Here is a 12640-nt window from a genome sequence, read left to right as displayed (position 1 = left end):
GGCCCCGCTCTGTCAGAGTTTGACCATCAACTTACCCTTGTTCCCCCCGGTCAGGAACAGAGACAGGCCGCTCATGGCAGATTCCAGCCCCTCCAGAACGTGGGTGCGGTATTTGATCTGTCCCTTCTGGACATAGGGAGCAAGTTTGGCCTGCAACTCCTTGGTCTTGTGCCGGTGGTCCGGCATGGTGAAGCCCTGGATCGACAGGCGTTTCTTGATGATGCGCATCCAGTTGGGACCGGGACGCGGGTTGGAAGATGTGTAATCGGCGATCATGCCGCACACCACAATGCGGCCATGGGCATTCATGCGCTCGAACACGTAGTCCTGGATCGGACCACCGGTATTCTCGAAGTAAACGTCGATACCCTCCGGTGCCAGTTCATCGAGTTTCGCGCCCAGGTCGTCGGTCTTGTAATTCACGGCACCGTCGAAACCCAGTTCGTTGACGATCCAGTCGGCCTTCTCGTCACTGCCGACCACGCCGATCACCCGAAGACCATCGGCCTTGGCCAGCTGACCCACGATCGAACCGACCGAGCCGGCCGCACCGGAGACCACCAGGGTTTCACCCGCTTTCGGATGGCCATAGCCATAGAGCCCCTGCGTGGCAGTCAGGCCCGGGAGCGCAAACACCGACAGCGCCATTTCCGGCGGCAGGTCTTTGTCCACTTTATTCACACCCGTGCCATCCGTCAGCGCCATCTCCTGCCAGCCGAACATACCGATCACCTGATCGCCCACTGAAAAATCCGGGTGTCGTGAGGCCACAACCTCACCAATGCCGGACGAACGCATCACATCACCCAGTTCCACACGCGGAATGTAGCTGTCGGTGTCGGCGGACATCCAGCCCATCATGGCGGGGTCCAGAGACATGTAGGTCTGCTTTACCAGAAACTGCCCCTCTGCGGGTTCGGGAACGGTTTTCTCCACCACCTCGAACAGATCCGGACCGATATTGCCCTCAGGGCGTTTGACAAGATTGATCGCTTTGTAGGTACTCATGGTCAGAATCTCCTATGGTGATTGTTGAAACCCTTGTCTTTGATTGATGGGTCGCCATGCAAGTTCTTCAAGGGAGCGTATATGACCGAATCTGAAAATGCATCGGAACCCGGACGCGCGGCGATTGGGCTGGCGGTGCTTGGCATTGTCTACGGGGACATCGGCACCAGCCCGATCTATGCCCTGCGCGAATGCTTTCGGGGCGTCAGCCCTGTGCCCATCAACGAGGCCAATATCCTCGGCATACTGTCGCTCATCTTCTGGGCACTCGTGATTGTGATCTCTCTGAAATACATGGTTTTCATTCTCCGCGCCAATAACCACGGCGAGGGCGGAATATTTGCGTTGCTGGCGCTGTTACGGCCGGATCAGGCCCAGAACAGCTCTTCTCGCCGCACGTTGATCCTGCTTGGCCTGTTCGGTGCCGGCCTGCTCTACGGCGGAACCATGCTGACCCCGGCCATCTCGGTACTCAGCGCCGTGGAGGGGCTCGAGGTCGCGGCGCCCTCTCTCGAGAGCTATGTACTGCCGGTCACCATTGCCATTCTCGTGGTCCTGTTTGCCATGCAGAAACATGGCACCGCCAAGGTTGGCGCCATGTTCGGGCCGATCATGGTGGCCTGGTTTCTCACCCTGGCTGCCCTGGGCATCAACAGCATCCTGGACCACCCCGAAGTACTCAAGGCGGTTGTGCCCTGGTACGCCGTGCAGTTTCTCGCAAGCAATCACCTGGCGGGCTTTCTGGTGCTGATCGGGGTATTCCTGGTGGTCACCGGCGGGGAAGCCCTCTACGCAGACCTGGGGCATTTCGGCGCAACACCAATACGCGCGGTCTGGTTCTTTTTCGTTCTGCCAGCCCTGCTGCTGAACTATTTCGGCCAGGGTGCGCTGCTGCTGGACAAACCGGAAGGCACCCTGCAGCCGTTCTTCCATCTGGCACCGGACTGGGCGCTATTCCCGTTGATCGGTCTCGCCACGGCGGCCACGATCATTGCCTCACAGGCGGTCATTACCGGCGCCTTTTCACTGACCCGGCAAGCGGTTCAGCTGGGCTTCGTACCGCGCCTGAAAGTGCAGCAGACCTCGGAGCACTCCCACGGCCAGATTTACATGCCGGGCATCAACTGGTTTCTGATGATCGCCGCCATTGCCCTGGTGCTCACCTTCCGTTCATCGAACAACCTGGCGGCAGCCTATGGTGTCAGCGTGAATGCGACCATGCTGGTGACCACGATTCTGGCGTTCAACGTTGCCCGCGAACGAGGTGGCTGGAGCCTCGCCAAGGCAACTCTGTTCCTGCTGGTGTTCCTGACCGTGGACCTGGCCTTTCTCACCGCCAACGCCGAAACCATTCCCCGCGGCGGCTGGTTCCCGGTGGCTATGGGCGCGGTCATCTTCACTGTCATTGTCACCTGGCGCCGCGGCACCGAGTTGCTGATCCAGTCTTACGAAGCCAACACCATCACCATTGAAACCCTGCTAGGCCGCCTCGAGCACGATCCCCCCCATCGGGTGCCGGGAACCGGTGTGTTTTTCACCGCCCGGGCGGAGGAAGTACCGAATGCAATGATGCAGCTGCTGAAACACAACAAGCTGCTGCATGAAAACATCGTCATCGTGAACGTCAAGATGACCCGTGACCCAAGGGTCTCCAACGAGGATCGTATGAAGGTCACAGCGTTCGGTCAGGGGGTTTACGAGGTCAAGCTCAACTACGGATTCATGCAGGGGTTCAATATCCCCTCGGATCTGGCCTACTGTATTGAGCATCGAGAGCTGCCCATTGACCTGGACGACACCACGTATTTTGTGGGCAGGACGTCGGTCATCGCCGACCGCAAAAAAGACGGCATGATGGCCTGGCGCGACAAACTGTTCGCGTTCATGGTGCGTAACACCATGCACGCGACATCGCTTTACCAGATTCCGGCCAGCCGAGTGATTGAAATCGGTCTGCAACTCGGAATCTGACGATGTTTGGACCACCCAACGAATGAACGGACGGAGGTTATTACATGAAGCGAGCCACACTCGCCCAGCCCGGAGGATTGGACAGACTGCAGATCACCGAGGGCCCCGAGCCCGGTGAACCCGGATCGGGCGAAATACGGGTGAGGGTTCATGCCAGCTCCCTCAACTTCCACGACTATGGCGTGGTTGCAGGCGTCATCCCCACCGAGGACGGTCGAATCCCCATGGCCGACGGCGCCGGCGTGGTTGAAGCCGTCGGTCCCGACGTCGACGAATTCAGGATCGGTGACCACGTAGTGTCCACCTTCTTCCCGAAATGGCTGGACGGACCGGCCCCTATCGATAATTTCACCACAACACCCGGCGACGGAATCGACGGCTACGCCCGCGAACGGGTGGTGGGGCCTGCGCACGGATTCACCCATGCGCCCGAAAACCTCAGCCACGCCGAATCCGCGACCCTCACCACAGCGGGGCTGACCGCCTGGCGTGCGCTGGTGGTGGATGCCGGATTGAAAGCCGGCGACACCATACTGACGCTCGGAACGGGCGGCGTTTCCATCTTTGCCCTGCAATTCGCCAAGATGATGGGCGCACGGGTGATTTCGACGTCGTCTTCCGATGAAAAGCTTGAACGGCTCTCCGCCCTGGGTGCCGATCACACCATCAACTACAAGACGACGCCCGCCTGGGGCCAGCGTGTGCTTGAGCTGACGGACGGAAAAGGTGTAGATCACGTCATTGAAGTGGGCGGTCCGGGCACCCTGCCAGAATCCATCGACGCAGTCCGTATCGGCGGCCATATCTCACTGATCGGCGTACTCACCGGCCGGGCGGGCGAGGTGCCCACAGCGAAACTTATGGCCAAACAGGCCCGACTTCAGGGCCTGATCGTCGGCAGCCGGGCCCACCAGCGGGAGATGATTCGCGCAATAGAAGCGAACGACCTGCACCCTGTTATTGATCGTTCTTTCTCATTGGAAGAGATTGCGGACGCCTTTCGCTATGAGGAATCCGGCCAGCACTTCGGCAAGATCTGCCTGACGTTCTGAGGTTCCTGATCCGGCCACGGTGCTCGCAAGGGATTGCCGAGCACCGATACAAGTGTCAGGCTGATGGCCAGTACACCAACAATCCCGACGTGAGGCTCAGACAATGACCATACATCTGGAATTGGCGCCACTGATAAGCCTTGGCGCAGGCATCGGCATCCTGATATTTCCCCGGTTGCTCAACTACATTGTCGCCGGTTATCTGATCGCAATGGGCGTGCTGGGGCTGTTTGGCCACTCGTTCTGACGCCACTGCTGCGCAGGAGGTCCCATGTCCCGGACAGTCCCGTCACCCAGGCTTGGTTTCCTGTACCCCGGCCATGCCGCCGAGGATGACTACCCCTTGTTAGGCCGGATGATCGATCCGCCTGCGGAGGTTCACCTTGTCCATACCGGGTTCCTTGAAGATGCCCATACGGTTGAGGCGCTCAGTGAAATGGGCAGCCTTCCCCGGCTGCAGAGAGGGGCAGAAGGGCTGGACGGTTCCAGAATCGAATCGGTCCTGTGGACCTCCACCAGTGCGAGCTTCGTGCTGGGTCTGGATGGCATACGACAGCAGATTGATGCCCTGGAGAAAGCGCTGGGCGTTCCCGCCTCCACCACCGCCATGGCGTTTGCCCGCGCTATCACCGCCATCAACGCGAACAACGTTGCGATCGCAGCGACCTACCCGGAGGACGTTGCCCAACGCTTCTGCCAGTTCCTGGATCACTTCGACATCAACGTGGTTCACGTGTCGAGCCGGGGCATTATAACGGCCGCCGAGGTGGGCGAACTCGAAAAAGACGACGTGATCGAGTTCGCAGTGGCCAACAGCCGCAACGACGCGGACGCACTGCTCATACCGGACACCGCCCTTCACTCGGCGGCATGGCTGACGGACCTCGAGAGTGCTACGGGCAAACCGGTCCTGACCGCCAATCAGGTCAGCTTTTGGGAAGCCCTGCGCCTGTGCGGAAAACTGACGCCTCAACGCGGCCTCGGCCGGTTATTTGAAGAGATCCCATGAGATCAACGCCGCGCGAGTGCCAGTGACGCCCTGTTGACTTAGCGCATCTGCCGCCTTATCCACACCTTCGGTCAGTATCCGGTTCGGTGGTATCCTACCGGCTTGGCGCCACCCCGGGCACGCCCCTCTACCCTCGCCCAGTTCAAGTCGCGCTATCAATCATACTTAACCACCGGGTATTAACGCCCGGGAATGAACCGTTTCTTATCCGGGAGAATCAATGGATACCTGGTATCTGCTGTGTTTCCTTTCAGCTACCGCCATTCTGGTGGCGTTTGCCAATCAGTTTTTCCTCAACCTTCAGACCACCATAGCCATTACCAGCGGTGCGGTGGTCATCTCACTACTTCTCATACTCGCAGTGAAAGTGCTCGGCAACCAGACGGCCGTGGCCGTCTCCGACATGCTCTCCAATGTGGACTTCAAATCGCTGTTGCTTGAGGGCATGCTCGGACCGCTGCTGTTTGCCGGAGCACTGGAGATCGACCTCCGTGCCATGCGCAGGCGTCGATGGGAAATCACCATCCTGGTCCTGTTCGGCACGCTGGCCTCGACGTTCCTGGTGGGCCTGTTCGTCTACTGGATCATGGGACTGATGGGCTGGAACGTGCCCTTCATCTACTGCCTGCTGTTCGGCGCGCTGATCAGCCCGACGGATCCGATTGCGGTCCTGGCCATCATCAAACAGATGAAGGCACCGCCCTCCATCTCGATCCAGGTCGAAGGCGAATCCCTGTTCAACGATGGCGTGGGCCTGGTGGTGTTCACCACCATTCTGACCCTGGCGTTCAGCCACACCGAACCCACGTTTGCCAATGTCGCGGATCTGTTCCTGACGGATGCCCTCGGCGGCATTGCCTTCGGTATGCTGCTGGCCGTGATCGGCCACTTCCTGCTGGTCAAGAGCGAGGACGGCAACATCCGGTTGCTGCTGACGTTCTGTATTCCCACTGCCGGATTTGCCCTCGCGAATATCATCGACGTTTCTGGAGCCCTGGCCATGGTGGTCAGCGGGATCTTCCTCGGTAACGTAACCCGAGCGAAGGCTGCCTCCATGGCCCGGTTGAGCAGTATTCGCAACATTCGCAATTTCTGGCATGCGGTGGACGGGGTTTTGAATGCGTTCCTGTTCCTGCTGATAGGGCTGTTGGTGGTGACACTCCCGGTGACCGGAGAGCAGATTCTTCTTGGCCTGCTCGCCGTGCCCGCCGTATTGCTGGCGCGCTTTATCAGTGTGAGCCTGCCGTACCTGGCGTTCCGCCGTTTCCGCACCTACGACAAACACTCGGTGGCGATCCTCACCTGGGGTGGATTGCGGGGCGGTCTGGCGCTGGCCATGGCTGCATCGATCCCAAGCCACGCCGCCTACTTCAACGGTGTGGATCTGCATACCCTGCTGCTGGTGATCACCTACATCGTGGTGATCTTCTCCATCATCGTCCAGGGCTCCAGCATCAAGCCTCTGATCCGCAGCAGCATTGCAGCGCAGACCAATGATTCGTGACGACAGGCACTCAGCCGCACAATAATTAACCGTGAGTTATTTACACCCGGCGAGTCACGCCGTATATTAAGTGACCGGCGTTCACTTAATAAGGAAAACACGATGAACCATGTCCTGATCACCGGCGCCAGCGCCGGCATTGGCGAAGCCTTTGCCCGGGCCCTCGCCACCGAAAAACAGAATCTGATCCTCGTTGCCCGTCGTGAGGAACGTCTCGCAGCCCTGGCGAGCGAACTGCCCGATGCTTTCGGAATTTCCGTCGAGATCCTGGTGGCGGATCTGGCCACGGCTGACGGAGCCGAGAAAGTCGCCGCCGCAGTGACGAATGCCGGCTGGCAGCTATCCGGCCTGATCAACAACGCCGGCTTCGGCGACCGGGGCGATTTCGGGGAACTGTCGCTGGAGCGCCAGCTCAACATGATCCAGGTAAACATCACCTCTCTGGTTGCGCTCACCTGGAAGCTACTCCCCAATCTGAAAGCCCAGCACAACAGCTTCATCATCAATGTTGCCTCCAGTGCTGCCTTCCAGGCAGGACCAAACATGGCCATCTACTACGCGACCAAAGCGTTTGTGCTTTCCTTCTCGGAAGCACTGCACGAGGAACTCCGCGGTACTGGCCTTACTGTCAGTGCCCTGTGCCCCGGCGCTACGGACTCCGAGTTTGCGGCCGAAGCCAACATGACCGACACCAAGCTTTTCAAGGCCGGCGCGATGTCCGCCGAAGCGGTGGTCAACGAAGCCCTCGCCAAACGGCGCAAGGCGATTGTCATCCCGGGACTGCGTAACCGGTTGATGATATGGTCTGGCAAATTTTCTCCCCGGTTCATTACCCGGCGACTCGCTGGCTGGTTACAGGCTTGAAGACACGATGAAAGGCATGCTTTGCAGTGGAAGGCTGCGCGCCCGCACGGAAGCGGAAAAAATCGCGAGGGAACAACACATCCTGGATTCGGCGGCCGAGCTGTTCGTCAACCGCCGTTACGACCAGCTGACCCTTGCCGATGTAGCCGCTGCCAGCGGTCTTACCAAGGCCGCGCTGTACCGCTATTTCAGGAGCAAGGAACTGTTGTTCATCGCCGTCTACCGTCGCGCCTTCACGGCCCTGGTGGACGATGCGGAGAGCCGTCAATCGCTGTCGCTACCCGACGACCTGCCCGGGCTGCTGGTGGCACACCCGCTCTTCTGCGGCCTGACCGCTATCCTCCACATGGCCCTGGAAACGGGGCTTACCGAACAGGAAGCCCGGGACTTCAAACTTTTCCTGCTGGAACGGTCCCAACGGCTCGCCGCTCTGATCCAGGCGACGAGTGGACATGATGCCCAACGCTGTTTCGGGTTTATCCTTCAATGCCAGCAGGCTCTGATCGGATGCTGGCACATGACCCACCCGCCGGAGGCCGCCCGCAGGGCGATGGAACGTCCGCCTCTGACGGTGTTCAAACTGGAGTTTGAACCTGCGCTGCGCCGCCACATTCAGAGCCTCTATACCGCATTTCTGACCACAAACTAGCCCTGCAACTGTTTCCGGTAACCTTTCGGCGTCAGACCGAACCAGCTCCGACAGGCCCGATTGAAGGCAGACTGTTCGGAATACCCGAGTAATCCACTGATCTGGCCGAACCCCAGATTGGGTTCCATCAGGTACCGGCGGGCCAATCGTGTGCGCTCGTTATTCAGCAACCGCTCATAGGTGGTTCCCTCCAGAGCCAGCCTCCGCTGCAGCGTGCGCTTGTGCAGCGACAGGTGGGCGGCGATGGCATCACTGGTACACTGCCCCGTTGGCAGAAGGGTGTTGATCAGCCGGATCACGTCTTCCGAAAGCGTATTGGCATTGGGAGCCTGCTGGGCTTCCAGGTAACGCTGGGCCAGCTGCCAGGTCTGGTGATCCGCGCTGGGCAGGGGCATGGAGGCCAACGACGCCGGCAGGTAAAACCCGCACCAGTCCTGCTCGAAAAAAGCCTCGCAGCGAAAAACGTTCCGGTAGGTCGATTCATCGGCAAGCCGGGCGTGCATGAAGTGAACCGAAAGCGGTGCGAACCCGTCGCCACACAACAGGTTCATGACCTGCATGGCATTGGCCAGGCTCAGTTCGTGGGACTGCGCCCGGTAGCCACCGCCCTCCCCGTCAATCGTGAAGACAAAACGGATGACCGGTTGATCGTCGACGCTCACCCGGGACATGGTCAGCGACAGCGCCGGGCAATGCAGGTGCAGGTAGCGGGCGATACTGTTGATGGCGTCCCCCACCGTCAGGGAACTGCGGGCAATAACCGAGATGGGCCCGAGGATATCCATACCCTGGTACTTCGCCAGCATCATACCGAAGGCGGGATCATCGAGTTCTTCTGCTGTGTCGTCGAGCAACGCGGTCAGGTGCCTGAACACCAGAAACGACTGGTCGTCCCGCTGCTCTTCCGGCGGTGTACGGTATCTTGCCAGCAATGGCAGCGGGTCCCCGCCCCTGCTTCTGACAAGTTCGTCGTAACCCCACAGATTGGTGGCCCGGATCAGACTGGACACGTCACCTCCGATTCACTCCTTGTCGCGATTTGTCAAAAATATGTCCAGATCGGACAATATTGTCAAGATCCGGCCTTGGCATAGTATGGCTATAAGTGCGAGACCAATAACAAGGAGAACCGCATGGCAACACCCCACTACGACCTCATCATCATCGGTGCCGGCCTTTCCGGCATCGGCAGTGCATGCCACATTGCCCGGACCTATCCGCAGAAAACCCTCGCGATCCTGGAACGCCGGGAGAACATGGGCGGCACCTGGGACCTGTTCCGGTATCCAGGCATCCGTTCCGACTCGGACATGGCCAGCTTCGGCTACAATTTCAAGCCGTGGTACTCCGATCAGGTGCTGGCGAAAGGGGGTGACATCCGCAATTACGTCGAGGAGACGGCCCGGGAATTCAGCCTGCAGGACAAGGTCCATTACGGTCTGCACATTACCGGCGCCGACTGGTCCAGCAAGGATCAGTGCTGGACGGTAACCGCCACCCACGAGAAGACCGGTGAAACCCGCCGGTTCACCTGCAACTTCCTGCTCAACTGTGCCGGTTACTACAACTACGACCACGGCTACCGGCCCAGGTTCGAGGGCGAAGAGAACTTCAAGGGTACGATTGTTCACCCCCAGTTCTGGCCGGAGGACCTGGACTACACCGGCAAGAAAGTCGTCGTGATCGGCAGCGGCGCCACTGCCATCACCGTGGTACCCGCCATGGCCGAAAAGGCCGGGCATGTGACCATGCTCCAACGCTCGCCGAGCTACATCATGGCTATGCCGGATACTGACAAGATCTCCATCGCGCTGAACAAGATCCTGCCCAAGAAACTGGTCTTCAAACTGGCCCGCAAGCGCAACATCCTGTTCCAGCGTGGCCTCTATCTGGCGTGTATGCGTTGGCCCAATGCCATGCGCAAGTTCATGCTTCGCCACATGCGCCGTCAGGCCGGCCCTAATGTCGACATGCGCCACCTGACACCAGACTACAATCCCTGGGAGCAGCGCCTCTGTGCCGCTCCGGACGGCGACTTTTTCAAGACGTTGCGATCCGGCGCTGCGGACATGGTCACCGACCATATCGATCATTTTTCCGAACACGGCATCGTACTGAAATCCGGACAGACCCTGGACGCCGACATCATCGTCACAGCCACCGGCCTGGATGTTCAGCTGATGGGCGGCCTTGACCTGCAACTGGACGGCAAGTCCGTAGATCTGCCAAACAAGCTGACCTACAAGGGCATCATGCTCCAGGATGTCCCGAACTATGCCTGGATTTTCGGCTACACCAACGCCCCCTGGACACTCAAGTGCGACATCGGTGGCCGCTACATCTGCCGCCTGTTCGATGAGATGAATAAGCATGGGGCCAACGTGGTTCGGCCAGTGGACAGGGACGGTCTTGAGACCGGTACCGGCATGCTGGATGAATTTGCGCCGGGGTACATTGTCCGCGCCAAGGATCGCATGCCACGTCAGGGCCTGAGTGGCCCATGGAAAGTGACCATGCATTATGGCAAAGACAAGAAAATGCTGGTGGAAGATCCCGTTGACGATGGCATCCTGCAGTTTGAAAAGCCGGAAGCAACAACCACCCGTGACAGCCGGCCAATGACGGCCACGGCATGAGCGACTGGAGGCGGGAACCTACCATGAGTACGAACCAGAAACCGCCGGTGATGCTGATCCACGGTATGTGGAGTGATGCGGAGACCATGAGCGAAGTGCATGACGCTTTCCGGGAAATGGGCTATCCGGTGCAGGCGGTGACACTGCCCCACCATTGTCCCCGTGTCCAGCACACCGAAGCGAGCCGCAAAGCGCTGGCCCAGACCCGGCTGCAGGATTACGTAAGCTTTCTGGTCGAGCACGCCAGCAAGCTGGAGCGCGCTCCCATCCTGGTGGGACATTCCATGGGCGGATTGCTGGCGCAGCTCACTGCCGCCCGGGTGCCCTGCGAGCGTGTAATCCTGCTGTCTTCAGCAGCGCCAGCCGGCATAAACGGCCTGGGTCTGTCCGTGTTTCGCACCCTCGGACGCAACCTGCTGCGATTTCCGTTATGGAAGCAGGCCACCGAACTGGGCCTGGCCAACGTCCAATACGGTATCGCCAATGCGCAGACTGAGGCAGAACAACGGGACATCTTTGAACACTGCGGCTACGAATCCGGGATGGTGACCTTCCAGATGACACTGGCGGCATTCAGCCGGAAAGTCTTCGCTAACGTCGAGCCGGACAGCATACCCTGCCCGATCCTGATCATCGGCGGCACCGAGGATCGAATAACCCCGATCCGCATCCAGCGCCGGATTGCCCAGCGCTACGGCGATCGCTGCAAGCTCGTGGAACTGTCCGGCTGCGATCACTGGACCATCGGTGGCCGTTTCTTCGGGGATGTGCGGGATGCCATGTTCCAATGGCTGGAACAGACCGATTCCAGATCTTCAGCCGCGGCCTGACCCGACCGGCTCAAAAAAACAGCCCCCGACCGGGGGCTGTTCGGATTTCTGGCTATGAGTGAATTGGCAACCGTCAGGCAGGCAAGGGTTGCTCACCCGTCAACCGGGTTTCCGGCGAAGCCGCCCCCAGGAAGATATCCCGGAAAGACAGATAATACGCGCCTCCCAGCACTGCGCCCCAGACAATCGAGGTCATAAAGGCCAACACCCCCATCACAATCATCGACGTGCTGGCCGCACCAATTGCGAAAACGGGAATAAACAACAGCTGCATGAATACGATGGCGTTGATCCCGAAAAACAGCAGAACCAGAACGTTACGAAAACTGGCCCGCAAGCTGTTGGCCATCGCCTGCATCACTCCCTGCCGGGAAATCACGATCAGTGGAATGACAAACGAGAACAGCGCCGCGAACAGAGCAAGAAGAATCAGGCCAACAATAATGGAGAGGCCCAGGGCCATCCCTCCATTGCGGGCACCAGGACCGCCATCCATCCAGTGTTCGAAGCCTGCCGGCCCAAACGCCTGGCCAGAGACTGCCGAAAAATCAGTGACAAGATAAACAATACCGGCAACCGCCACGGCCATCAGTATCATCATGACCAGCATCAACACGATGTGAAGTAACGTATGGCCGTTAAAACCGGACACCACGTCCGAAAACCTCGGTCGACGTTCAGCCACACCATGAAACACCGCCAACACACCGGCATTCAGAAGACAGGACACGACAAATACCACGATGCCTGCCAGGGCCGTCACGGCAAACCCGGCACCGCTCATCAACGTTACCACGCCAACCTGAAGCAACAGGGTCACCACCAGAACCACAAGGTACGCCGAGAGGACAACGCCCCAATGAGCACGAAACAAACGGATAGATTCAAAAATCCAGCTCAGCGGAGGGCCGGCCTCAGCCTTACGCGGGGATGCAAGCGGTACAGAGACAGAAGGAGGGTGAGAATTCATATGCGGAATCTTCCTTGATTTACTTTCCATTAAGCCTGACCATCCAGATGGTCAAGCGCGAGCGGCGCATCTTAGCAAACCGGCTGACCATGGTCACGGCCACCATGGTGGCCCACCCGCGGCAATTGCGGTTAAATACCCCGGACA

General features: G+C 59.3%; 12 protein-coding genes. 9 read left to right on the top strand and 3 right to left on the bottom strand.

Features of this window, described 5'->3' with window-relative positions; translation table 11 throughout:
- Positions 1-12: 12 nt before the first annotated feature.
- Positions 13-1008, bottom strand: a complete 996-nt coding sequence (locus MLD04_RS01485; protein WP_248154068.1) for an NADP-dependent oxidoreductase — start codon at positions 1006-1008, stop codon at positions 13-15.
- Between the two features lie 81 nt (positions 1009-1089).
- Here MLD04_RS01485 and MLD04_RS01480 point away from each other — a divergent pair, with 81 nt between their 5' ends.
- The 7 genes from MLD04_RS01480 (at position 1090) to MLD04_RS01450 (ending at position 8057) form a co-directional block, all read left to right on the top strand.
- On the top strand, positions 1090-2979 hold the full coding sequence (locus tag MLD04_RS01480; protein ID WP_248154066.1) for a potassium transporter Kup: 1890 nt from the start codon (positions 1090-1092) through the stop codon (positions 2977-2979).
- Positions 2980-3023: 44 nt separating this feature from the next.
- Positions 3024-4031 (top strand): zinc-dependent alcohol dehydrogenase family protein, encoded by a 1008-nt coding sequence (locus MLD04_RS01475; protein WP_248154064.1) that lies wholly within the window; start codon positions 3024-3026, stop codon positions 4029-4031.
- A gap of 103 nt (positions 4032-4134) precedes the next feature.
- Positions 4135-4278: a DUF3096 domain-containing protein gene (locus MLD04_RS01470; RefSeq protein WP_008939195.1), complete on the top strand. Its 144-nt coding sequence runs from the start codon at positions 4135-4137 to the stop codon at positions 4276-4278.
- Positions 4279-4302: 24 nt separating this feature from the next.
- Positions 4303-5040: a maleate cis-trans isomerase family protein gene (locus tag MLD04_RS01465; protein WP_248154062.1), complete on the top strand. Its 738-nt coding sequence runs from the start codon at positions 4303-4305 to the stop codon at positions 5038-5040.
- Between the two features lie 220 nt (positions 5041-5260).
- Entirely contained in the window at positions 5261-6544 is a 1284-nt protein-coding gene (locus tag MLD04_RS01460) for a cation:proton antiporter (protein WP_008939197.1), read from the top strand.
- Positions 6545-6646: 102 nt separating this feature from the next.
- Complete coding sequence (locus MLD04_RS01455; protein WP_248154060.1) at positions 6647-7408, top strand: SDR family NAD(P)-dependent oxidoreductase; 762 nt, start codon at positions 6647-6649, stop codon at positions 7406-7408.
- 7 nt (positions 7409-7415) lie between these two features.
- Positions 7416-8057 (top strand): TetR/AcrR family transcriptional regulator, encoded by a 642-nt coding sequence (locus tag MLD04_RS01450; RefSeq protein WP_248154059.1) that lies wholly within the window; start codon positions 7416-7418, stop codon positions 8055-8057.
- Here the strand turns inward: MLD04_RS01450 and MLD04_RS01445 are convergent.
- Complete coding sequence (locus tag MLD04_RS01445; RefSeq protein WP_248154058.1) at positions 8054-9067, bottom strand: AraC family transcriptional regulator; 1014 nt, start codon at positions 9065-9067, stop codon at positions 8054-8056. The two genes, MLD04_RS01450 and MLD04_RS01445, sit on opposite strands and share 4 nt — an antisense overlap.
- A gap of 123 nt (positions 9068-9190) precedes the next feature.
- Here MLD04_RS01445 and MLD04_RS01440 point away from each other — a divergent pair, with 123 nt between their 5' ends.
- Positions 9191-10693 carry a flavin-containing monooxygenase gene (locus MLD04_RS01440; protein ID WP_248154057.1) on the top strand — a complete coding sequence of 501 codons (1503 nt, stop codon included), beginning with the start codon at positions 9191-9193 and terminating at the stop codon, positions 10691-10693.
- A gap of 23 nt (positions 10694-10716) precedes the next feature.
- Positions 10717-11523 carry an alpha/beta hydrolase gene (locus MLD04_RS01435; protein ID WP_248154056.1) on the top strand — a complete coding sequence of 269 codons (807 nt, stop codon included), beginning with the start codon at positions 10717-10719 and terminating at the stop codon, positions 11521-11523.
- A gap of 73 nt (positions 11524-11596) precedes the next feature.
- Here the strand turns inward: MLD04_RS01435 and MLD04_RS01430 are convergent, their stop codons facing one another.
- Positions 11597-12397: a hypothetical protein gene (locus MLD04_RS01430; RefSeq protein WP_248154054.1), complete on the bottom strand. Its 801-nt coding sequence runs from the start codon at positions 12395-12397 to the stop codon at positions 11597-11599.
- Positions 12398-12640 lie beyond the last annotated feature (243 nt).

The organism is Marinobacter koreensis, from assembly GCF_023156285.1.
GTDB classification, from domain to species: domain Bacteria; phylum Pseudomonadota; class Gammaproteobacteria; order Pseudomonadales; family Oleiphilaceae; genus Marinobacter; species Marinobacter koreensis.
Note: the sequence above shows the minus strand (reverse complement) of the source record. Positions and strands in the feature narration are given on the sequence as shown.